Below are 24,157 nucleotides of genomic sequence, written 5' to 3' on the forward strand. Positions count from 1 at the left end.
CATGAGAACCAATTATCGGCTGCTGGTCGTGATTTGCTTGGTGCTGCTGGGGAGTTTCTTCAGCATCGCCTTTATCCAGTATCGGCAGTTTGATGATCTGAAACGGACTGCCAGTATTGGTGACGATAACCTGATGTGGACCTACTTTCAGTTGCAGAATGAGTTTTATCGTCTGCAGTACCAGTTACTGAAAGTACAAAATGAACAGGGCAGTCCGGATGCCATGCAGGCATTACAGCTTCGCTATGACACCTTTGTTAGCCGCATCAATTTGGCGTTGCATGGCAGTGATAGCCGTGAAATTCTCAATGGCCAGCCGATTTATCAGCAAATCAAACATGAACTACCGGAATTTATTGCCTATGCCGACACTATTTTAGGGCCGGATGTTGACGTGCAATATGATCCGGTGCGCTTTAAACAGCTAGAGCTGGCATTGGCGCGTTTGCACCCACTGATTCAAAAAACCATCTTGCAAGTGAATGTCTCGTTTACGGATTTCGATGAAAGCCGTAATCAGACCGTCAGTAACCAGATTGTCACCACTACTGCGATTGCCTCCTTGCAGTTTGTGCTGATTATTGCGTTTGCCTTATTGGCCTGGCGTCAATTGCAGCGCAGTAAAAAGCACAATTTGGAGTTGTTACGCCTAACCGAAAAACTGGAAGAATCCCGTTTCCAAGCAGAAGCCGGTAACCGAGCGAAGAGTGTATTTTTGGCTAATATGAGCCACGAGATCCGAACCCCAATGAATGGGGTGATTGGCATGATTTCTTTGCTGGAAGATAGCACTCTGAATTCTCAACAAGCCGATTATTTGGCAACAGCGCGCGACTCCGCCGAGCATTTGCTGGGATTACTGAACGATATTCTGGATGTGTCTAAGTTGGAAGCGGGGCATGTCCGGCTTGATGTGTCGGCCTGTTCGCTGTCGAGCTTACTGATTAATGCTCATCGCTTGGTATTCAATGCCGCAAGCCAGAAAGGGTTGGAGTTCACCTTAAATCTGCAACCGGATTTACCGACTTGGGTTGAAGTGGATCCGATCCGGATCCGGCAAATTGTAATGAACTTGCTCAGTAATGCCGTCAAGTTTACCGAAAAAGGCTTTATCCGCATGGATGTGCGTAGTAAGGCGATCAGTGGCGGTAATTACCGCATTGATATTGCCGTAACTGACAGCGGTATCGGTATCGCCCCCGATGTGATCCCCAAACTCTTTCAGCGTTTTTCACAAGCAGAGCTGTCCACCAACCGTTTTTATGGCGGTTCGGGTTTAGGGCTTGAGATTTCCAAGAGTCTTGCCAAATTGATGAAAGGGAATATCACCCTCACCAGTGAGCTTGGCAAAGGGAGCTGTTTTACATTCTCGTTTATTACTAGAGATGCCCCGAAACAGGATATGTCGCCGCCTAACGAGAAGTGCAAAAACATGGCCTGTGAGCAGTGCATCCCGCAAATCCGGATCTTGCTGGTGGATGACAGCGCCGCCAACCGCAAATTTATCTCTACGCTGCTGATCAGTCACGGTCATAAGGTCCAAACTGCGGAGAATGGCTGCATTGCTATCGATAAAGTGCGCGACGAAGTCTTTGATCTGATTTTGATGGATATTCAAATGCCACTGATGAGCGGCCTAGAGGCGGCTGCCGTGATCCGCAAAATGAAAAATGAGCGTGGTGAAAAAGTAGTGATCATCGCTCTGACCGCCGATGCGATGGAAGATTCACGTGAAATGTATTTGGCGGCTGGGATGGATGACTACCTGACTAAACCGCTGAAAGCACAAGGTTTACAAGCGGTTATCGCTAAGCACTTTGATGCTCGTGAATATCATTGCGCTCCGCATGAAAGTGCGGAAATCGAGAAAATCTACAGTGCTAAACAGCTGCTGGTGGTTGATGATAACAAAGTGAACCTGATGGTGGTGAAGTCGATGCTTCGTAAAATGGGGCATGAGGTGGATACCGCCACCAGTGGCGAAGAAGCCTGTGAGAAGGTGCGACAAAAACACTACGATATTGTGTTTATGGATTTACACATGCCCGGCATGGGCGGTATTGAAACCACTCAAATCATTATCCGCGAATTGGGTAGCACTGCACCGCGCATCATTGCGCTGACGGCGGATGCCACGATTGGGGTGCGCAATGATTGCCTGAGCGCTGGGATGGTTGATTACTGCACCAAACCCCTGACGATGAGCCGTTTGAATGACACGATTAACCGGACTTTATTGAAAGACTCAGCGATTGCGTCTTAACTGCTTCGTTTGCGTCTTAACTGCTTCGTTTGCGGCAAGCTCTTTATGCCAACAGTTTTTACATCAACCTTAATATAGCGACACTCTGATTTTTATCATATGAATCAATGGTGGATTCCCGTTATACTTTCTGTGACCTTGGTCGTGCAGCCGACAAATAACCATCACCATAATTAATCTGTCGGCTGGCGTATTGTCCGCGGTGCTCAACAGCTCATTTTTCACATTATGTACATGGCAGCGCTGCCTATTTACATGAAAAACCAGATGAAAATGGAGAATATCAGTGAGTACGTAGCCACTACCGAGGGTGTTAGGTGATCTCGTGCGGGATCGCCTTTTATTATTTTTTGAGATGAAAGCGGGGTTTCCCTTGGCTGGAGCAAGTTTTTTCGCATTGCTGGATGATATTGCAGGTATTTTGGATGATGTCGCTGCCATGACTAAAGTGGCGGCGAAGAAAACCGCCGGTGTATTGGGTGACGACTTGGCGCTGAATGCGCAACAAGTTTCCGGAGTGAATGCTGATCGTGAACTACCGGTTGTGTGGGCAGTTGCAAAAGGTTCGTTTCGTAATAAGTTAATTTTGGTGCCGGCCGCATTATTGATCAGCGCCATTATCCCTTGGGCTATTACGCCGCTGTTGATGTTGGGCGGTATGTTTTTGTGTTTTGAAGGGTTTGAAAAAATCTGGCACTCACTGACACATACAGCAGACGCGGACAATGCTGGGCATGCTGATGCAGAAGATGAAAATGCTGCTTTATTACAAGCTGCGGCCAGTGATGAAGGGCGTCGGCGTTTTGAACAGCAAAAAGTGAAAGGCGCGATTACTACCGATTTCATCTTATCGGCTGAGATCATCGCGATAGCTCTTGGTACGGTGGCTGCTTACTCTTTGACTGTGCAGTTCTCGGTATTGGCGGCAGTAGCGATTGTCATGACCGTTGGGGTGTATGGCATTGTGGCGGTGATTGTGAAGCTGGATGATGGTGGTTTGTATCTGGCGCGCATCCCCGGTAACAGTTTACCGGTACGGGTATTGCACAAAGTGGGCTATGGCATTTTGATGGCAGCACCGTATTTGATGCGTTCGCTGACGGTGATTGGTACCGTCGCCATGTTTATGGTCGGTGGCGGCATTGTGGCGCACGGCTTGCATTTTGTGTCGGTGGCTATGTTGGATTTGACTGCGTCACTGACATTGATGGGCTCTATGGGGAGCGTATTAACAGCGCTGATGCCAATGTTCCTGAATGCACTGTTTGGTGTATTGGTCGGCATGGTGGTTTTTGTGGTAGTGAGCGCGTTGGGGCAGATTAAAAAACGCTTATTCTAACGAAAACTCCCTGAATACAGGCCGGAGAGTGCGTGGTGCTCTTCGGCTTTTTTGTTTGTGTTGCTATACCCTTCCTTTCTGCGATTTTTACTTACAGTCTCACCTAGTTCGTTGTAACTCCTTGATTACGGGCCTTGATATTGCGGGTTGTAGCGGATGAATACCGGATATTGCCAGTTGTAATTGCCAATACGGTTTGCGGTTTTTGCTTACATAGCCTGATAACCCGACAAATCCCTCAGCGTTATCCTACCAACAACGATGCTGCACGCCGCTAGCTCACTATCTGATGGATTTATATGCAGTTAGCTGTGTGGCGCAGCATGACAATATTGACTGTATTTTTGGTTGTCCAGATGAATATCAAATCTATTTTCCATCGTACCAGTGCAACGGCCTCAACGCAGGAGTCAGGCACCTGCAATTTGACTCGTCGTAAGCTGTTAGGGGTGACAGGCGCAATGCTGGCGGCACAGCCGCTATTGGCTTTGTCGTCAAGTGTTAGAGCGGCATGCATGCCATCTTCAGCGCCTGCGGGTGAGGGAAAAGCGGCGATCCCGACGCCGTTATCCGGCCATTTCCCATGGCAGCAATTTAGCTTGGATATCGCCTACGGGCCAAAAATGCCGCAAGGCTGCCAGTTGATTCAGATTAATGATCAGCCATGTGGACCGGAAATTCGGCTCAAAAAAGGGGATATCTTTTACACCACCGTGCGTAACCGGATGAAAGAGCCGACCACCGTGCATTGGCATGGCATTTTAGTGCCTAACTTGATGGATGGGGTGCCGAATGTTTCGCAAGTGCCGCTCCCGCAAGGTGTAGAGACCACCTACAGCTGGCCGGTAGTGCAGGGAGGTACCTACTGGTATCACTCGCATTTTGGCTTGCAAGATCAGCAGGGCTTAGCGGGCCCGTTGATTTTGGAAGATCCTGATGAGCCGTTTGTTTACGACAAAGAAGCGGTGCTGTTTATGGAAGACCGATTATCCGCTGATCCGTATCAAGTGCTGGATGCGTTACAGCATAAGCCAGCGCCAGAGGCGGCCATAGCGCCAACATTACCGCCGAAAGAAGCCGTTTTTCCGTACCCGGGCGGCAAAAAATTTGGTGTGGATGTGCAATATACCCGTTTCCCTCTTAATGGCTGCTTGCCAGAAAAGCCATTTATCGTGGAGGCGAAGCCCGGTGAGCGTATCCGGCTGCGTGTTATCAACGGCTCTTCATCTTCTTATTTTTGCTTGTCGGTGCAGGGGCATGAACTGCAGGTGATTGCTAAAGATGGCAACATTGTGCAGCCACTGGCGTCGGATGCCATCTTGATGGCGACGGCTGAACGCTATGATGCGCTGATCACCGCTGGTAAACCGGGAATTTATCGGATTGTGGGCGAGGCGGTCGGGCAAACAACCGGCGCGTTGGCGATCTTACGGGTTGGTGATGTGGCGTTGCCGGCAGAGTTTGCAGCGCCAACGCCGGCAGATAGCATCGCAACACGCGCTCAATTACGGTTAGCTAATGCGTGGGTGATCCGTTCCATGTTACCGACAACTATGCCAGATGTACCGCAAGAGCGAATTGCTATGCGGCTCAATGGTGATATGAAAACCTACCATTGGAGTATCAACGGAGAATATTATCCTGATGCTGCGCCGGTTGATATTTCTCAGAAACGGCGCGTGGTCTTGGAAGTGATCAACGAAACCATGATGTATCACCCGATGCATTTGCATGGTCACTTCTTCCGCGTATTGGATCCACATATGCGGGATGCCAATCATTCGGCCTTGATGGACACCATCTCGGTACCGCCAATGGCCAAGGTGGCGTTGGAGTTTTATTCGGATAATCCGGGGCGTTGGGTGTTCCATTGCCATAACATGTACCACATGGTGTCCGGTATGTTGCGGGTGATCCAGTATCGCGCTACTGAGTAAAACCGCTGAAAGAATAATAGGTTGCGGTGAGAGGAAAATAAAAGGTCACCGGTGTGCAGTGGCCTTTTATCTGTTGTAACAGGCTTGGTGCACATCAAGTACCACGGGTGACATGTGGAAGAAAATCATCACATTATCTCCTCGGTGATCAGTCATAAAGTGATCCCCGGGAATGAGTTTGCATTTGAAAAATTGGTGGAGCATTTACTGCATGATACGCAGTCATTTGCTGGATTTCTGGGCGCGAGGGTCGTACGTCCAGATCAAGCGCAGCCTGAGTTTAAAGTGACGTTTAACTTTGCTTCGCGCGAACAGTATGAGGCGTGGCTTAATTCGGGATTACGTCGCCGCTGGACTGTGCCTATGGAAAAATTGAGTACAGGCAGTGAAGTGGAGATTCAGCGTGGGCAAGAGATCTGGTTTACGCTTCCCGCGCTGACTTCCAGTAGACCACCGAACCGGCACAAAATGGTGTTCTTAACGTGGCTGGCGATTTATCCCTCAGTACAGATTTTTTCGTATTTGATCCACAGTTTGCATCTGCACTGGGTCACTCCGGTGATCTTTTTGTTTATTACCGGATTAACGGTACTGTTCGTTTCATACCTACTGTTGCCTTGGTATACGCGGTTGTTCAAATTTTGGCTGTGGCCTAGGCCTACGGCGCAGGGCAAACAACTGTCACATAACAGCGCGCAGCAGAAGCCATGATCTAAAAAGGCCGCTAACACTTGGCATATTAGCGGCCTTATCTTGCATGATCGTCGTAATTAATGTCTTCGTAATTACAAAATCATGGCGGCAATCCAGCCGAAAATCAGCAGCGGGATGTTGTAGTGAATAAAGGTTGGCACCACGGTATCCCAGATGTGGTCGTGCTGATCATCCATGTTCAAGCCAGATGTTGGGCCCAATGTGGAATCAGAGGCCGGTGAACCTGCATCGCCCAGTGCGCCTGCCACACCTACCAACGCGATAGTCGCCATTGGCGAAAAGCCAAACGAAATGCACAGTGGCACATAGATAGTGGCAATAATCGGTACGGTCGAGAAAGAGGAGCCGATCCCCATAGTGATCAGTAAACCTACAACCAGCATCAGGAACGCACCCAGCGCGCGGTTATGACCAATCACATCGGTAATGGAATGCACCAGTGTTTCCACGCTACCGGTGGCTTTCATGACAGCGGCAAAGCCAGATGCGGTGATCATGATAAAGCCAATCATCGCCATCATCTGTACGCCACGGCTAAACACATCCTGTGTGTCACGCCAGTTGATCACACCGCCAACGATGAACACGATAAAGCCCATCAGCGCACCCAGAATGATGGAGTTCGTGTACAGCTGCACACTCAGGGCACCTAAAATCGCAACGCCAGCAACCCACAAATGACGCGTTTGGATTTCTTTTTTCTCAGGCTCGGCAGCCAGAATTTTCTCAACATCATAATGACGAGGCTTGCGGTAGCTGATGAACAGCGCGGTGAACAAACCTACCACCATACCGGCAACGGGCAGCGCCATCGCGCTAGGAACTTGAGCTGCAGTAACACTCAGGCCATTGTTATTCAGGTTTTGCAGCAAAATGTTGTTGAGGAAAATACCGCCAAAACCCACCGGCAAGATCATGTACGGCGCGGTCAAACCAAAGGTAATGGCACAAGCCACAGCGCGGCGATCTAACTTCAACTGTGCCATCACATGCAGCAACGGCGGGATCAGAATAGGGATAAACGCAATGTGGATAGGGATGGCGTTTTGCGAAGAAATCGCAATCAGGGTAATGGCCAGCAGCAGCATATACTTGAACCAGAACACCTTATTGGCGCTGGCTTCACGGCCAAGACGTTTGATGACATATTGTGCCAAAACATCGGTAATACCGGAGCGGGAAATCGCGACAGCAAACGTACCCAGCATGGCGTAGCTCAGGGCAATTTCAGCACCACCACCCAGACCACCGGTAAACGTTTCAACTGTTTGTGTCAGACTCATGCCACTTAGCAGGCCGCCGATAATGGCTGAAAATGTCAGCGCAATCACGACGTTTACCCGCATCAGGCTCAGCAAGAGCATAATACTGACGGCAATAACAACAGCATTCATAGGAGAAAGGATATCATTCAGTGAAGTTGTAGAATACCGGTTAAGATTCCGTATTCACTGGCATTTGTCGAGCATAAATTTTGACATCCGAGTAGTTATATTGAGGCAAGTCGTGATTTTTGCTGTCGCAATCGCCTACTGTTTGCAAAAAGCCAATATCTAACTAACTGTATTTTAAGGTTTGTTTTTTATAATTGCCTTTTTTTGCATCACTATCGCGATTCTTGGCCGCGCAGCAGAATCAATCTCAATACATTGCGCTGAATTCAGGCTAAAATGCAGTACTTTTCTTGTTTTGAATGGGCGGAGATCGAATGGGCCATTTTGTGTCGGGCAACGTAAGCTTGCAGCTGGAGCGTTATCCGGAAGAGGAGTCTGCCGAGTTACAGGCCTGGGAAGCGGCGGATGAATATCTGTTGCAGGAATTAGAGGGCGTGCAACCGGATGGGCCGGTACTGATTTTTAATGATCAGTTTGGCGCACTGACTTGTGCTTTGCATTCGCATCATCCGATCAGTATTGGCGACTCCTATATTAGCCAACAGGCTTTGCTGCGCAATCTGGTTCGTAATGAGCTGCCAGCTGATTGTGTGACTTGGCAAGATACCTTGCAGGCCCTACCGGAAAATCCAGCGTTGGTGGTGATTAAGATCCCGAAAACCTTAGCCTTACTAGAGCATCAATTATTGATGCTAAAGGCGGTGATGGGGCCACAGACGCAGATTTTGGCGGCAGCGAAAGCGCGCGATATTCATACCTCTACCTTGAAGCTGTTTGAGCGCATTATTGGCCCTACGCGTACCAGTTTGGCATGGAAAAAAGCACGCCTCGTGTACGCCACGCCAGATCTGGCTCTGAGTGCGCCGGTATCGCCTTATCCAACGGTGTGGACCTTGGAAGGCAGCGGCGAGCGCATTCATAATCATGCAAACGTGTTTTCTCGCGCATCACTGGATATTGGGGCGCGTTTTTTCATGCAACATATTCCTTCAGGCATGAGCGGTACGCTGGTGGACTTGGGTTGCGGCAATGGCGTGATTGGCCTCACCGCATTAAAGCAAAATCCAGATGCGGATGTTATTTTCATTGATGAATCTTATATGGCGGTGCAGTCCAGCCGGATAAATATTCAGGAAAACCACCCGGAATTTATGTCACGCTGTCGTTTTATTGTCGGAAATAGTCTGGAAGATATTCCTGCTAATTCGATTCAGTTGATATTATGTAACCCACCATTCCACCAATTACAGTCAATTACGGATCATATTGCATGGCAGATGTTTCGCGATGCGCGTCGTTGTCTGAAAAAAGGGGGCTGGTTGCGCATTATTGGTAACCGTCATCTGGCATACCATCTGAAATTACGTCGTCTGTTTAATCAGTGCACGACAGTGGCTGGAAATAAGAAATTTGTCATCCTGCAGTCAGAGAAATAAAAGACGGCTTGTCGGATGATGCTAGAGCTAAATCGGTACGGCGTTGCGTGAGCAGCGCCGTATTTGTTTGGTTTTTGTGGCGTGATACTTTGCGCCTGATCAAATGTCGTGCATTTGTTAATGCTGATCGGATGAGTGCACTGCGGCATTTAAACGATGATTGCCGTCGAAATATCGTAGATATTTTCAATTCCTGATATTCATCAGGGTTATCTGAATGGGTGAATTGCAATTTAATCGACGGTATATATTGGCAGATGCTGAAATTCGTTCTATTATAGAAGTCTCGCAGTCATCATTATCTATGATGGCTTACTATTAGAACAATATCTGTTAGTTGCATTCATTATGTCACAAGAAATTATTAGCTTATTTAAAAACATTCGTTCTCTGCGTGCATTTGCTCGCGAAGTGGATCTGGAAACTTTAGAATCTGTACTGGAAAAGCTGACCGTCGTTGTTGAAGAACGTCGTGAAGAGCTGTCCACGCTGAAAGCGCAAGAAGAAGAGCGTGCGCGTAAGCTGGAACAATACCGCGAAATGCTGAAAGAAGACGGTATTGATCTGAACGATCTGCTGGATATCGTGGCAAAAGAGCCAGCGAAGAAGCAGGGTAAGCGCGCGCCACGTGCACCTAAGTACGAATACTTGGATGAAAACGGCGAAGTTAAAACCTGGACTGGCCAAGGCCGTACTCCGAGCGTAATTGCTAAAGCGCTGGAGAAAGGTGAGTCTCTGGATACTTTCCTGATCAAAACTCTGTAAGTTTGACCGCGTCTGCAAACGGATAATGTTTCAGTGGCGAATGGCTGGGTTAAACGTACCTGACTACCGCAGAGAGCTATGACTAAGTAAGCCATAGCGCTAAATCGCGGTAATGTGGTGCGCGGTAATGTAGTGTTAGCTGCGGTGCTGGCAACAGTCTCCCCATCCGTTCGTCATTATGGGTTTTCGGAGTGACCCGCAGTATCTCTGATCTTAACCGGTATATGCTGTTATATCGTGAGTTTGTCTAACGTCAGGGTGCTGTTTTACAACGTGCAAGCACAGTACAAAGAATATAACTATAGAGTTAGTGCGACATTGTGTAATGTCATGATTTCAAAAGGAGCCGAAAGGCTCCTTTTTTCGTTTATGAATTATCAGTAACGTTATTGTTTTTAATATAAAAAATACTGCCACGAGCGAAGATAGGCTCAGTTGATTGATGCCCTTATTTTGCCTGATATTTTACAATCAGGCTGTGGACGTTTGGATAGTAACTGCCGGTAATGCTTGGCGAGAGTAAAAACAGTAATACGCCGTTTGGCTATGACTACTCCGAGGTATTTTCGAGGTGTTTACTCAGTTTTTATAGGGGAGTATCGGTTTATGGTTAGTACTATTATCCGGCGTATCATCATAGCAATCATTTTATGAATGTACTTTTGGAGCTGTGTATTTTTGAATCGCGAGTGATGCTGGTGTTTTCATTCCTACAGTATCTAGGTTGATGCTGAGTAATTGCTCTACTCAATGTTGCTACAAAATTTTAAATCAACGTTACCAAGATGAGTGACTTTTCTGCTATGCGTACAGGACGTTTAGTTTCTGTCATATGACGTTTATAGGCCACGATGTTAGGTGGATTATGCGAGTTATGTGGATAGGATAATAGACTACCGAAAGGGGAGATTATTGGCTGCAGATCTAAATTGATCCTGATTACCTGTCTGTTATTTACCTTGTCGCGTACCTGTAGTGTGTTGTTTTTCCTTTTTTCATTCCTCTTCTTTTGTCTTTCTTCTAATCTTTTTGCTTTCTTTGCTGATGATTCTTAGCGGCCACATAACCGGTTTTTATCTGGGACTGAAAAGTGGGATTCTTACCCGAGGTAGTTAGGTGAGAATGTAAAAACATTCCTAACAAATGATTACAAGTCATGATGATTTTGCGGACTACTATCATATATATCATTTAAATCACAATTGATGGATAAAGGCGTTAATTGATTGGCGGTCTATGTTGTTGCTGATTTTTGCTGTCGATAAATTGACTCGCATCACAAGCGCATAAAATTGGTCTATGCTTGAAATTTGATTGGATTGGCTAAACGTGTTTGAGGCGGAGGTAATTACACTGGCTGAACTTGATGTGCTCGAGGATGTAAAAACAGACTGGACATCATGACGAGAATTGCCATAATGCACTGTATAAAAAAACAGTGTTAAATCGACGTTATCTTACAGGTAAGCAGTACGCAGGAGTAACGGTACGGATCGCGCTTAAGGATGAGTGAACAGGAATGCAGTCATTCAGGATGAAACCGTAAGGGTGTGACTAGCTGAAGTAAAGGCTGGTAGCGGCGACATTAACGAATCAATGAGAAGAAACCTGTTCATACCGCACTATTGGGCATGCGTAATATTTCGCATGGCTAGCGGGTGACGATCATACTTGAGGCGGATGGTTATGACTGAACTTAATCTCGATTCAGTAGCAGATGAATTGCTGACAGTGATCCGTAAACACCTTGGTGATGAGGCGGATATCAACATTTTGGTGATGGAAAACACCCCAAATCATATGCGGTTGAAAGTGGAAGCGCAGGGGCGTGAAGTGTTCAATATCGCGCTTAAAGGCGAGTAACCCATTTACCACCTACATCGGGGCAAGATTGGTAACAGAATGCTGATTGGTATACACTCTCGCCCCTTAATTCCTCGGGTTTTACAGGGTTTTGCTGACTGATGATGGTAAGAGATAACCGGTTAGAGCTGCTGGCGCCGGCCAAAAATCTGGCGTTTGGTATTGAAGCAATCAAACATGGTGCGGATGCAGTGTATATCGGCGGTCCGGCCTTTGGTGCCCGTGCAGCAGCCGGCAACAGTGTGGCAGACATTGAGCAACTGGCGGCCTTTGCGCATCGCTATGGTGCGCAGGTGTTTGTGGCACTGAATACCATTTTGAAAGATAGCGAATTGGCGCAAGCGGAAGTGCTGGCGCATCAAATCTGGAATGCGGGCGCGGATGCGTTGATCGTGCAGGATCTGGGGTTGCTGCAATGTGATCTGCCGCCGATTGCGCTGCATGCCAGTACGCAGTTGGATAACCGCACACCGGAGAAAGTCCGTTTCTTGCAGGATGTCGGTTTCTCACAAGTCGTGCTGGCTCGTGAGCTGAGTTTGGAGCAGATCCGCGCGGTATCTGAGCAGACGTCAGTACAGCTGGAGTTTTTCATCCACGGTGCGCTGTGTGTGGCCTACAGTGGTCAGTGCTATATCAGTCATGCGTTAACCGGCCGCAGTGCTAACCGTGGTGAATGTGCGCAGATTTGCCGCGTGCCATGCTCATTGAAAACCCGAGAAGGGGAGACGCTGGTACAAGATCAACATCTGCTATCCCTTAAAGACATGAACCAAACGGCCAACTTACGTGCGATGATCGATGCCGGTATTCGTTCGTTCAAAATCGAAGGCCGTTTGAAAGATCTCTCCTACATCAAGAATGTGACGGCGTGGTATCGCCAGCACTTGGATGAGATTTTGGAAGAGCGTCCTGAACTGTCGCGTTCTTCTGCAGGACGCAGTCAGTACAGCTTTGTGCCGAATCCTGATAAAACCTTCAACCGAGGTAGCACCGATTACTTCTTGTTGGGGCGTCAGCCAACAATCACTTCATTCCGCACGCCGAAATATATCGGTGAGGAAGTGGGTAAGGTGACTCGCGTTGGCCCGAACTGGTTTGAAGTGAGCGGTGAGACGGAGTTTAACAACGGTGATGGCCTGTGCTATTTCAATGCGCGTCAGGTGGTTAATGGGTTGCGGGTAAACCGTGCGGATGGTCGTCGCTTGTTTACGGCAGAGCCGGTACGGGGTTTGACGGTAAATACGGTTTTGTACCGTAACCGAGATCAGGTGTTTGACGGCACGCTGGAAAAAGAATCCGCGACTCGCCAGATTGGTGTCACGCAGCACTTTAGCGAAACCACTGACGGTTTCCTGTTGCAGATGACCGATGAGCAAGGTTTTAGTGTTAGCATCCCGTTAGTGGCAGAGAAGAGTCCGGCGAACAACCCTGAGCGTGCGTTCCAGAGTATCCGTGAGCAGTTGGCTAAACTGGGCAACACGTTGTTCTACTCGCAGCACATCGATGTGACATTAGAGCAGGCATGGTTTATTCCTGTTTCTGCGCTAAATGCGTTACGTCGTCAGGCGGTCGAAGCGTTAGAAGCGGCGCGCATCAATGGCTATCCGCGTCCGCTGCGCCATCAGGCCGTTGGTAATCCGGCTTTCCCACAGGAAAATCTCAGCTATCTGGGTAATGTGTATAACCAGGCGGCGGAAAATTTCTATCGCATGCATGGGGTCGATGATATTGCGCCGGCTTATGAGCTGAATCAGGAAGCGGATGAAGTGTCGCTGATGATCACCAAGCACTGTTTGCGCTATACCCAGAATATGTGTCCGAAAGAGGTGAAGGGATTAAAGCCGGATCCGCTGGTGCTGGAGATGGGTAACGACATTTTCCGTCTGAAGTTTGACTGTAAGCGCTGCGAGATGCATGTGCTGGGCAAACTGAAAAGCAAAGTACAGCGTAGCGCGAGCTAATTTAGCAAAATTTCATCTCGATAACGCCTAACACGCTCAATCAGCTCAATAAAATAACAGGCGCAATCAACATTCAACATGCCGTGGATAGGCGAAGGGGGATTACACCCGTTCGCTGCCACGGTATTTTTTTAACGCCCAACGACCTACGCCGGTGAGAACCACGGTGGTCAAGCCAATCAACGCATTGTTAACCTGCTGGCTGCGGGCTTTGCCGTGCAAAACCCAATGCACGAAGTGCTCACAGTTGTTAAACAGCAAGTGATACTTATCTTCCCCAAGGCGACTACGCGCGCGTTTCACGGCTTCTTGCCCTTGGTATCGACCCTTATTGTTTTGTACGCGAAAACCAAAACCGGCATGAAACTCATCCACACTGATTTCACACACACTGCCGCTGACCGCATTGCGGTGCAGGCCGGAGTAGTGGATCACAGTATTATTACCGATATAAATGCCGTGATGAGAGTAACCGGGGCGTGGGGAAACCAAGTGATCGCCGGGACACAAGGCGTCAGGATACTGCGCGTGCTGCATTATCGAACCTCTTGATAACGAAAGCCGGTTTGCGGTGATGGCTAATCATGATGCGCTCATGCGCAGTGCATGATAGTCGTGATGGAAAGAAATAACACGATAGGGAAGGAGAGAAACTCATCCCGCCATGGCCATCAGCCAGATAACGGGATGAGTATAGCCGTTAATCACCGATTTCAGAAACGTGCGGTGACCGCGTCGGCCAGTTTTTCCAGCAGTTTTTCGGTATCTGCCCAGCTCAGGCAAGGATCGGTAATCGACTGCCCGTACACCAACGGCTGACCGTTAACGACTTTTTGCGCGCCTTCGGTGAGGAAGCTTTCGGCCATGATGCCGGCAATGGCTCGTGAGCCAGCGCGAATTTGGCCGCACACGTCATCACACACATCCAGCTGACGGCGATGCAGTTTCTGGCAATTGCCATGACTGAAATCGACCACCAGATGTTCGGCTAAATCAAACTCCCGCAGACGATCGCACGCCTGGGCCACATGCTTCGCTTGATAGTTCGGATCTTTACCGCCGCGCAGAATAATATGCCCGAAGGGATTTCCTGAGGTGCGGTAAATGGTCATATGGCCGGTTTTGTCTGGCGATAAGAACATGTGCGGCGCACGAGAAGCGCGAATTGCATCAATCGCAATACGCACGTTGCCGTCAGTACCGTTTTTAAAGCCGACCGGACACGAAAGCGCTGATGCCATCTCGCGGTGGATCTGGCTTTCGGTGGTACGGGCACCAATTGCGCCCCAGCTGATCAAATCAGCAATGTACTGACCGGTCACCATATCCAAAAATTCGGTTGCGGTAGGCAGGCCAATTGCGTTGATATCCACCAGCAGCTTGCGCGCCATGCGGATCCCTTCGTTGACCTGATAGCTGCCATCCAAAAACGGATCGGAAATCAGCCCTTTCCAGCCCACCACGGTGCGCGGCTTTTCAAAATAGGTGCGCATGACGATAAACAGGCGATCCTGATAACGTTCATGCAAAGCATGCAGGCGGTTGGCGTAGTCCAGCGCGGCCTTCGGGTCGTGAATGGAGCAAGGGCCGACAATCACCAGCAGGCGCGGATCCTGTCCGCTTAATATATTTTCAATGCAGGTTCTGGCCTGCAATACCATCGCGGCGACCTGATCATCGAGTGGATAATCGTCAGCCAGCTGAGCAGGCGTGACTAAGCTGTCAACGCGCTCAGTGCGTAACTCATCAGTTTTAATAGACATCTAAATTCTCTTGGTAACTTCATACAGACGCGCTGTGAAGAGACTCACAAACACACAATAACGGAATTTATCCGCGCTGCAAGCAGTCCGGCCAAGATAGGTATCGATTCCCTACACAATGGCAGGAATCGTTAGCAGATTGTCTAAATTTAAAACATCTGACGGTTAAGCTGCATGATGTCCATAATTTTGGTTGAGATCTCCTCTACCGAGAAGTTGGTTGTATCGATAAAGGGAATTCGCTCGCGTTGATATAGCAGCTCAACCTCGGTCAGCTCCAGTCGGCATTGGCGTAGCGACGCATAACGACTGTTATCGCGCCGTTCACTGCGAATTGCCATCAAACGCTCTGGATGAATGGTTAAACCGAACAGTTTACCGTGAAACGGTTTCAGTGCTGCGGGCAGGGTGAGGTTATCCATGTCATCGGCAATAAACGGGTAGTTAGCGACTTTCAAACCAAATTGCATCGCCATATACAAGCTGGTGGGGGTTTTACCGCAGCGCGATACCCCCAACAAAATCACGTCAGCCTGCTCCATGTTCCGCAGCGAAATGCCGTCATCGTGCGCGAGGGCAAATTCGACCGCGGCGATGCGAGAGTCATATTTTTCCATGTTACCGCGCGCCAGCCCGTGGGTTCGATGCAGGGTTGGAGTCGGGGCAATTTGCAGCTCATTTTGTATCGGGGTGACTAAGGTATTCAGAATATCCTGACAACAACCTTCGCTGCGCTCGATGATCGCTTTAATTTCCGGCATCACGATGGAATAAAACACCAATGGGCGTGAGCCGCTATTTTGATAGCAGGAATTTATTTGCTGCCGGATCGCTTCGGCCTTCTGTGGCGTTTCAACAAACGGCACGGTGATTTGTTGCAGGGTTAACGGAAACTGTGAAAGAACCGCGTGCCCCAACACTTCGGCAGTGATCGCCGTTCCGTCTGAGATATAAAATACCGTCCGTTCCAGATGAGATGACATGCAGGTGGCTCCGTAACAGGGGTTGCACCACAGTGCTATCCGGTGGCGCAGAGGCGGTGATGGCTAGAGTTTCATTTCACTGATTGAATCTGAGTCCATACTGAATCAGGCGCGGAAAAACACCAATCTGAAACACCAGAAACGTAAACCAACGCACGAAAATTGATGCTCGGTATGGCGTCAGTGAAGGCGCGCCGAGTGAACGAATCCCTTGTACTAGCAGCATTGCACTAGAAACATCGCACTAACACCATCGGACTGAAAACATCGCATTGACACAGGAGAGGCGAGCCGTGGAACCGTATGTACTCTGGTATCACCAGTTAGGCATGAATGATGTAAACCGTGTTGGGGGTAAAAATGCGTCGCTTGGCGAGATGATCGCCAATCTGTCAGGGTTGGGCGTCAGTGTGCCGGATGGTTTTGCCACCACGGCGCGTGCATTTAATGAGTTTCTGGAGCAAAGCGGGTTGAATCAACGTATCCATCAATTATTGGATACGCTGGATGTGGACGATGTACGCGCACTGGCAAAAGCGGGGGCGCAAATTCGGCAATGGGTGGTGGATACGCCATTCCAGCCCGCGTTAACGCAGGCTATTGCTGAGGCGTATGCACAGCTAAGTGCTGATATGCATGCGGAAGGCTCGTTTGCGGTGCGCTCGTCGGCCACGGCGGAGGATATGCCGGATGCGTCATTTGCCGGTCAGCAAGAGACGTTTTTGAACGTGCGCGGGTTAGATGCCGTGATGCTGGCGGTGAAACATGTGTTTGCTTCGCTGTTTAATGATCGCGCGATCTCTTATCGCGTGCATCAAGGCTATGACCACAAAGGCGTGGCGTTGTCGGCGGGGATCCAGCGCATGGTGCGCTCAGATAAAGCGGCATCGGGCGTGATGTTTACGTTGGATACGGAATCTGGCTTTGATCAGGTGGTGTTTATTACCTCGTCCTATGGATTGGGGGAGATGGTGGTGCAGGGCGCGGTGAATCCGGATGAGTTTTATGTCCATAAGCCGACGCTGGAGGCGGGGCGTCCGGCGGTCGTGCGCCGGACGCTAGGCTCGAAGCGGGTACAGATGGTCTACTCGGGCAGCGCTGAGCACGGTAAGCAAGTCGAAGTGTGTGATGTGGACGCGGCGCGCGCGCAAACCTACTCCCTCAGCGATGCCGAGGTGGAGCAATTGGCACGTCAAGCGCTGGTGATCGAGCGTCATTATGGTCGCCCGATGGATATCGAGTGGGCCAAAGATGGGCTCGATGGCCGACTGTATATTGTGCAGGCGCGTCCGGAGACGGTGCAGGCAAATCAGCAAGTCACTGAGCGTTTCCGTTTGGAGCACGCCGGTGAGGTGTTGGCCGAAGGGCGTGCCATCGGCCATAAAATCGGTGCCGGTACAGTGTGCATTGTGGCGCGTATCGATGAGATGGACAAAGTCCAACCGGGGGATGTGCTGGTGACTGACATGACCGATCCGGATTGGGAGCCGGTCATGAAACGGGCGGCGGCGATCGTGACCAATCGCGGTGGACGAACTTGCCATGCGGCGATTATTGCCCGTGAACTGGGTATTCCGGCGGTAGTCGGCTGCGGTGATGCAACTCAGATGCTGCATAATGGTATGCCGGTTACGGTATCTTGCGCCGAAGGTGACACCGGTTTTATCTACCAAGGCATATTGCCGTACAGCGTGCAAAGCTCACAGATTGATGCGATGCCGCCACTGCCGCTGAAAGTGATGATGAACGTAGGTAACCCCGATCGCGCCTTTGATTTCGCGCGCTTACCTAACGAAGGGGTGGGCTTGGCGCGACTGGAGTTCATCATTAACCGCATGATTGGCGTGCATCCGAAAGCCTTGCTCAATTTCGAGCAGCAGCCAGCTGAATTGCAGCACATTATTCGCGGCATGATGGCGGGCTATGCCGATCCGGTTGAGTTTTATATCAGTAAACTCACGGAAGGGATCGCCACCTTAGCTGCGGCATTTTGGCCGAAGCGGGTGATTGTGCGGATGTCGGACTTTAAGTCCAACGAATATGCCAATTTAGTGGGCGGTGAGCGCTATGAGCCGCATGAAGAAAACCCGATGCTGGGCTTTCGCGGTGCGTCGCGCTACGTTTCGGCATCCTTCCGTGATTGCTTTGCGCTGGAGTGCGCGGCCATTCGCCGAGTGCGCGAGGTGATGGGGCTGACGAATGTCGAGGTGATGATCCCGTTCGTCCGTACACCGGATGAAGCGCGATCCGTACTGGCGTTGTTAGCCGAGCAAGGCCTGCAACGCGGTGAGCAAGGGCTGAAAGTGATCATGATGTGCGAAATCCCATCGAATGCCCTGTTGGCCGATGAGTTCTTGCAGCTGTTTGACGGCTTTTCTATCGGCTCGAATGATATGACGCAGCTGGCGCTGGGGCTAGATAGAGACTCCGGTATCATCTCGCACCTGTTTGATGAGCGTAATGCGGCGGTCAAAGCGCTGCTGGCGATGGCGATTCAGGCCGCGAAACGGCAAGGTAAATATGTCGGGATTTGCGGACAAGGCCCATCGGATCACCCTGATTTTGCGGCCTGGCTGCTGGAGCAGGGGATCGACAGTGTCTCGTTAAACCCAGATACGGTGGTGGAAACCTGGTTGTATCTGGCCGAACAGGCTGAGCGACAAGGGGCTTGCTAAGGGTTGCAGGGATAATTGGCAGCGTATCGAGCGGCTAAGTTAGCCGTAATTCAAGGGAATACCATCCGGTATTCCCTTTTGTTTGGCACATATTGAATTGAAAATTGTGAGTGTTACAGCACACCTTGCGCCAACATGGCATCGGCTACTTTCACAAAACCGGCGATATTCGCTCCACGCACATAGTCGACATGGTTGCTCTGCGGATCGCGGCCATAACGCACGCATGCAGCGTGAATACTCAGCATGATGTCTTGCAGACGCTGATCCACTTCGCGATCTGACCAGCCTAAGCGCAGCGCATTTTGCGACATTTCCAGACCCGAGGTCGCCACGCCGCCAGCGTTGGCCGCTTTACCGGGTGCGAATAGCACGCCGCACTCTTGCAGCGCATAAACCGCCGGCTCAGTGGTCGGCATATTGGCGCCTTCGGCGACGAGGCGTACACCGTTTCGGATCAGCGCCGCGGCATCATCGGTATCCAGCTCGTTTTGCGTGGCGCATGGCAGCGCAATTTCGGTGGCAATGCCCCACGGGCGCTGTCCGGCCAGATAGGTCAAGCCGTGCAAACGAGCATAATCGGCAACGCGTCCGGCTTGCTCGTTTTTAATCCGGCACAGGTCGGCCAGTTTCTCCGGCGTAAATCCAGCAGGATCGTATACCGTGCCGGAGGAGTCTGAGGCACTGATAACCTTGGCGCCCAACTCAAGGGCTTTTTGGATGGTAAATTGTGCCACGTTACCAGAGCCAGATACGGTGACGGTACGGCCGGCCAAGCTTTCACCGCGTTCGGCCAGCATCGCTTGCACAAAATAGATGAGCCCGTAACCGGTGGCCTCTGGGCGCATCGCGCTGCCACCAAAACTCATGCCTTTACCGGTAAATACGCAGGCGGCATTGTTGGTCAGCTTTTTCATCATCCCCGTCATGAAGCCGACTTCACGCGCTCCAACGCCGATATCGCCAGCTGGCACGTCAGTGTCTGGCCCCAAATGGCGGTATAGCTCGGTCATCAATGCCTGACAAAAGCGCATGATCTCAGCATCACTTTTCCCTTTGGGGTCAAAATCGGAGCCGCCTTTGCCGCCGCCCATCGGTAAGGTGGTCAGGGCATTTTTAAAGGTTTGCTCAAAAGCCAAAAACTTCAAAATGGAAGGATTCACCGAAGGGTGAAAACGCATCCCGCCTTTGTATGGGCCAATTGCTGAGTTGTGTTGAACGCGAAACGAGCGGTTAACCTGCACCTTGCCGTGATCGTCGGTCCAGCAAACGCGAAATTGAATTAAGCGCTCAGGCTCCACCAAACGCTCCAGCAGACCTTGGGCGGCGTAGCGAGGGTTTTCCTGAATAAAAGGCCACAGGGTTGCCATCACTTCATGTACCGCTTGCAGATACTCCGGCTGGTGGGGGTTACGCTGGCTAACACCGGCGATAAAATCGTCCAAAGAAGGTATATGGCTCATAACTTATCCTGTCTGAATTAAAATTGTGTGCACTTTGTTGTGTATAGCAAGAGCAAATTATTATATTTGTCTGTCATATCTCTACCTTTGTTTGCTATTTAAGGTCAAATGGCGCGCACTGAGTAGGGGATGAACTCGTGAGGTATAGCGCACAAAACGTACGGTGTTATCACTGTTTTCATTGTGGGCTTTGCTGTTTTAGCTGAATCGGTATTGCTGAATAAATACGCAGTGGTAAACAGACAACATAAAGCGCAGTAAGTCAGTTGCAGGGGCGTTTTATCCCGTGTAATTTTTATTCCGATAAGCGATTGATACGGTATGGATGCGCGATAAAACCGCGTATCAAGGATAAGCGCGTTATGCATGGCTCCCGTTGAAACGCTGGTTTTATGCAGACAGATTGTTGATACTGCAGGTTAAATATACATTTATGCAGGCTAGGGTGACGCCAATAAGCACGTGCGCTCACCGTGGTTTCAGGATGCAAGGCTGTAAGGGATAACCAATGATGATTCCGCAACTTTCCGGCGTGCCCGGCGTAGCGCCGTTGACCCACTCTTTTTTATCGGCGCTGAGCTCAGCCGGTTTTAGTGGTGATACGGATGTGACCTATGGCGGGCGCTTGAGCATGGCGACCGACAACAGTGTCTACCAGCAATTGCCACAGGCGGTACTGTTTCCACGCTCGGTGGCGGACATCTTATTATTGACCCGCACGGCGCAGCAGGCGGAATTCAAAGAACTCACGTTCGCCCCACGTGGCGGAGGAACCGGCACCAATGGTCAATCATTGACGACCGGTGTGGTGGTGGATACTTCGCGCTACATGAACCGGATTTTGGAGTTAAATCTGGAAGAAAAATGGGTGCGAGTGGAAGCGGGCGTGGTCAAAGATCAGCTCAATGCCTATTTAAAACCGCACGGCTATTTTTTCTCTCCTGATCTTTCCACCAGTAACCGTGCCACGATTGGCGGCATGATCAATACCGATGCCTCCGGGCAAGGCTCACTGCTGTACGGCAAAACCTCTGATCATGTGCTCGGTTTGCGTGCAGTGATGCTCGATGGTTCGCTACTGGATACCGCACCGATGCCGGTGGAAGTGGCGGAGCAACTGGCACAGCAAAAAGACCCGATTGGACGGGTTTATCAGACCGTGCTGCAACGTTGCCGTGACCAGCGTGAGCTGATTTTGGCGCGTTTCCCTAAGCTCAATCGTTTTTTAACCGGCTATGACTTGCGCCATGTATTTAGCGATGATCTGCGTCAGTTTGATTTAACTCGCCTCCTTACCGGTTCAGAAGGCTCATTGGCGTTTATTGCCGAGGCCAAGCTGAATATCACGCCTATCCCTAAGCAGCGCCGTCTGATTAACATTAAATATGACAGCTTTGACTCGGCGCTGCGTCATGCCCCTTTTATGGTGGCCGCGCAAGCGCTCTCTGTGGAGACTGTGGACTCCAAGGTGCTGAATCTGGCCCGCGAGGACATCGTTTGGCATTCGGTGCGCGAACTGATCACTGATGTACCAGGTTGCGATATGCAAGGGCTGAATATTGTCGAGTATGCCGGTGATGATGCCGAGCTGATTGATGCGCAGGTGAGCGATCTCTGTCAGCGCCTCGATACACTCCTGCCAAACCGCGAAGGTGGCGTGATCGGTTATCAGGTATGTCATGATTTAGTGGATATCGAGCGCATTTACACCATGCGCAAAAAGGCCGTCGGGCTGCTGGGGAATACCAAAGGTGCGGCCAAGCCGATAGCTTTTGCCGAGGATACCTGCGTTCCGCCGGAGCATCTGGCGGATTATATCGCCGAGTTTCGTGCGCTGCTCGACAGCCAAGGGCTGCATTACGGGATGTTTGGTCACGTTGATGCGGGGGTATTACACGTGCGTCCTGCGCTGGACCTGTGTGACCCAGAGCAAGAGCGCTTGATGAAAACCATCTCTGACCAAGTGGTGGCGCTAACGGCCAAATACGGCGGCTTGATGTGGGGAGAGCACGGTAAAGGTTTTCGCTCGGAATACAGCCCACTATTTTTCGGCGAAGCGCTGTGGGCTGAGTTGCAACTGATCAAAACCGTGTTTGACCCAGATAACCGCTTAAATCCGGGCAAGATCTGCACGCCATTGAAAGCGGGCGCTGAACTGGTGCAAGTGGCGGGAGAAAAGCGCAGTTGGCATGATCGTAAAATTCCGCTCAGTGTGCGCGAGTCTTATCGCGGTGCACTGGAGTGTAACGGCAACGGCTTGTGCTTTAACTTTGATACGCACAGCCCGATGTGCCCGTCAGTGAAAATAACCCGCGATCGCCGCCATTCTCCAAAAGGGCGTGCCGCGTTGGTGCGCGAATGGCTGTCCATGTTGGCCGATGAAGGCGCTGATGTGCTGAGCATAGAGCAGCAACTGGCCGGTTCGTCATTTAGCTTTCGCGAGCTGATGGATAAAACCCGCTATACCTTGGCGGCACGCCGTGGTGAATATGACTTTTCCCATGAGGTGAAAGAGGCAATGGCGGGTTGTTTGGCCTGCAAAGCCTGCTCGACCCAGTGTCCTATCAAGATTGACGTGCCGGCGTTTCGTGCGCGCTTTTTGCAGCTCTACCACACCCGCTATTTGCGGCCAGCCCGAGATTACATGGTGGCGACGGTCGAGCAGTATGCCCCGCTGATGGCCAAAGCGCCGAAACTGTTCAATGCCATCATGCAACCAGCGTGGATGCAGACGTTAACCGAGAAAACCATCGGCATGATTGATGTGCCTTCGCTGTCAGTGCCGACGCTGCGCGAAGAGTTGACGGGCCATGCGGCACTGACTTTCTCGCTGGAGCAGCTACAAGCGTTATCGGCAGAAGAAAAAGCTCGCCATGTGCTGGTCGTGCAAGATCCGTTTACTAGCTTCTATGACGCACAAGTGGTCGCGGATTTTGTCCGCTTGGCCGAGCATTTGGGCTTCAAGCCGGTATTGTTGCCGTTTAAACCCAATGGCAAGCCGCAGCATGTGAAAGGCTTTTTACGTGAGTTTGCCCGCACCGCGGCCAGCACGGCTGAATTTTTAAATCAGCTCTCTGCGCTCGAGATTCCGATGGTGGGCGTCGATCCAGCACTGGTGTTGTGCTATCGCGATGAATACCGTGAAGTGCTGGGTGACGCGCGCGGTACATTTGAGGTGCAATTGGTGCAGGAGTGGCTGCGTCCGCGTCTTGGCTCGGTTCCGGCACTGAGTAAATCATCAGATGTCTGGTATTTGCTGGGGCACTGCACGGAAAGCACCGCGTTGCCACAAAGCTCGGCGGACTGGAAAGCGATCTTTGCCCATTTTGGCGCCGAGTTGCAGACGGTCAGCGTCGGTTGCTGTGGGATGGCCGGCACGTACGGGCATGAGGCGAAAAACCGAGACAATTCCCTCGGAATTTATCGCCTGTCTTGGCAAGCGCAGCTGAAAATTCGGCCATTGAATCGCTGCCTGACTACCGGTTATTCGTGCCGTAGCCAAGTTAAGCGCATGGAAAAAGAGCGTATCTTGCATCCTGCACAGGCGCTGCTTTCTATCCTGCGCAGCCAAGCGTAATCATCACTTACTGACGGAAAATAA

General features: G+C 50.5%; 16 protein-coding genes. 11 read left to right on the top strand and 5 right to left on the bottom strand.

Annotation, left to right across the window (positions count from 1 at the left end):
- Position 1: 1 nt before the first annotated feature.
- From LQ901_RS05365 to LQ901_RS05380, 4 genes are all read left to right on the top strand, one after another.
- The gene (locus LQ901_RS05365; protein WP_152136216.1) at positions 2 to 2,263 is read left to right on the top strand and encodes a response regulator; all 2,262 of its coding nucleotides are present in this window, start codon (positions 2 to 4) and stop codon (positions 2,261 to 2,263) included.
- A gap of 373 nt (positions 2,264 to 2,636) precedes the next feature.
- Complete coding sequence (locus tag LQ901_RS05370; protein WP_112866967.1) at positions 2,637 to 3,602, top strand: DUF808 domain-containing protein; 966 nt, start codon at positions 2,637 to 2,639, stop codon at positions 3,600 to 3,602.
- Positions 3,603 to 3,958: 356 nt separating this feature from the next.
- On the top strand, positions 3,959 to 5,539 hold the full coding sequence (locus LQ901_RS05375; protein WP_178088369.1) for a multicopper oxidase family protein: 1,581 nt from the start codon (positions 3,959 to 3,961) through the stop codon (positions 5,537 to 5,539).
- Positions 5,540 to 5,653: 114 nt separating this feature from the next.
- Complete coding sequence (locus tag LQ901_RS05380; RefSeq protein ID WP_152136218.1) at positions 5,654 to 6,250, top strand: antibiotic biosynthesis monooxygenase; 597 nt, start codon at positions 5,654 to 5,656, stop codon at positions 6,248 to 6,250.
- Between the two features lie 74 nt (positions 6,251 to 6,324).
- Here the strand turns inward: LQ901_RS05380 and LQ901_RS05385 are convergent, their stop codons facing one another.
- Positions 6,325 to 7,647, bottom strand: a complete 1,323-nt coding sequence (locus tag LQ901_RS05385; protein WP_010863796.1) for a Na+/H+ antiporter family protein — start codon at positions 7,645 to 7,647, stop codon at positions 6,325 to 6,327.
- A gap of 314 nt (positions 7,648 to 7,961) precedes the next feature.
- Between LQ901_RS05385 and rlmG the strand changes: the two genes are divergently transcribed.
- From rlmG to LQ901_RS05405, 4 genes are all read left to right on the top strand, one after another.
- Complete coding sequence (rlmG, locus tag LQ901_RS05390; RefSeq protein WP_112866942.1) at positions 7,962 to 9,083, top strand: 23S rRNA (guanine(1835)-N(2))-methyltransferase RlmG; 1,122 nt, start codon at positions 7,962 to 7,964, stop codon at positions 9,081 to 9,083.
- 348 nt (positions 9,084 to 9,431) lie between these two features.
- Positions 9,432 to 9,848 (top strand): H-NS family nucleoid-associated regulatory protein, encoded by a 417-nt coding sequence (locus LQ901_RS05395; RefSeq protein ID WP_010863794.1) that lies wholly within the window; start codon positions 9,432 to 9,434, stop codon positions 9,846 to 9,848.
- Between the two features lie 1,686 nt (positions 9,849 to 11,534).
- Positions 11,535 to 11,711, top strand: coding sequence for a hypothetical protein (locus LQ901_RS05400; RefSeq protein ID WP_156121064.1), 177 nt, complete (start codon positions 11,535 to 11,537; stop codon positions 11,709 to 11,711).
- A gap of 101 nt (positions 11,712 to 11,812) precedes the next feature.
- Positions 11,813 to 13,672, top strand: a complete 1,860-nt coding sequence (locus LQ901_RS05405; RefSeq protein ID WP_218572308.1) for a U32 family peptidase — start codon at positions 11,813 to 11,815, stop codon at positions 13,670 to 13,672.
- Positions 13,673 to 13,774: 102 nt separating this feature from the next.
- On the opposite strand, the gene LQ901_RS05410 is transcribed toward LQ901_RS05405, so the two are convergent.
- The 3 genes from LQ901_RS05410 to LQ901_RS05420 all read right to left on the bottom strand — a co-directional run bounded on the left by LQ901_RS05410 (position 13,775) and on the right by LQ901_RS05420 (position 16,418).
- A complete protein-coding gene (locus tag LQ901_RS05410) occupies positions 13,775 to 14,209 on the bottom strand; it encodes a lecithin retinol acyltransferase family protein (protein WP_047706932.1) in 435 nt (144 codons plus the stop codon).
- A gap of 176 nt (positions 14,210 to 14,385) precedes the next feature.
- On the bottom strand, positions 14,386 to 15,435 hold the full coding sequence (locus LQ901_RS05415; protein ID WP_047706930.1) for a 3-deoxy-7-phosphoheptulonate synthase: 1,050 nt from the start codon (positions 15,433 to 15,435) through the stop codon (positions 14,386 to 14,388).
- 149 nt (positions 15,436 to 15,584) lie between these two features.
- A complete protein-coding gene (locus LQ901_RS05420; protein WP_152137052.1) occupies positions 15,585 to 16,418 on the bottom strand; it encodes a pyruvate, water dikinase regulatory protein in 834 nt (277 codons plus the stop codon).
- 293 nt (positions 16,419 to 16,711) lie between these two features.
- On the opposite strand from LQ901_RS05420, the gene ppsA reads away from it, so the two are divergent.
- Entirely contained in the window at positions 16,712 to 19,093 is a 2,382-nt protein-coding gene (ppsA, locus tag LQ901_RS05425; RefSeq protein ID WP_152136220.1) for a phosphoenolpyruvate synthase, read from the top strand.
- A gap of 15 nt (positions 19,094 to 19,108) precedes the next feature.
- Positions 19,109 to 19,189, top strand: a complete 81-nt coding sequence (locus tag LQ901_RS16880; protein ID WP_152115670.1) for a hypothetical protein — start codon at positions 19,109 to 19,111, stop codon at positions 19,187 to 19,189.
- A 17-nt stretch (positions 19,190 to 19,206) separates the two neighbouring features.
- Here the strand turns inward: LQ901_RS16880 and gdhA are convergent, their stop codons facing one another.
- On the bottom strand, positions 19,207 to 20,556 hold the full coding sequence (gdhA, locus tag LQ901_RS05430) for an NADP-specific glutamate dehydrogenase (RefSeq protein ID WP_233672024.1): 1,350 nt from the start codon (positions 20,554 to 20,556) through the stop codon (positions 19,207 to 19,209).
- A 511-nt stretch (positions 20,557 to 21,067) separates the two neighbouring features.
- Between gdhA and LQ901_RS05435 the strand changes: the two genes are divergently transcribed.
- On the top strand, positions 21,068 to 24,133 hold the full coding sequence (locus tag LQ901_RS05435; RefSeq protein WP_064978480.1) for an FAD-binding and (Fe-S)-binding domain-containing protein: 3,066 nt from the start codon (positions 21,068 to 21,070) through the stop codon (positions 24,131 to 24,133).
- The last annotated feature ends 24 nt before the right edge of the window (positions 24,134 to 24,157 follow it).

The organism is Plesiomonas sp. PI-19 (assembly GCF_021368255.1).
GTDB classification, from domain to species: domain Bacteria; phylum Pseudomonadota; class Gammaproteobacteria; order Enterobacterales; family CAMTGL01; genus Plesiomonas; species Plesiomonas shigelloides.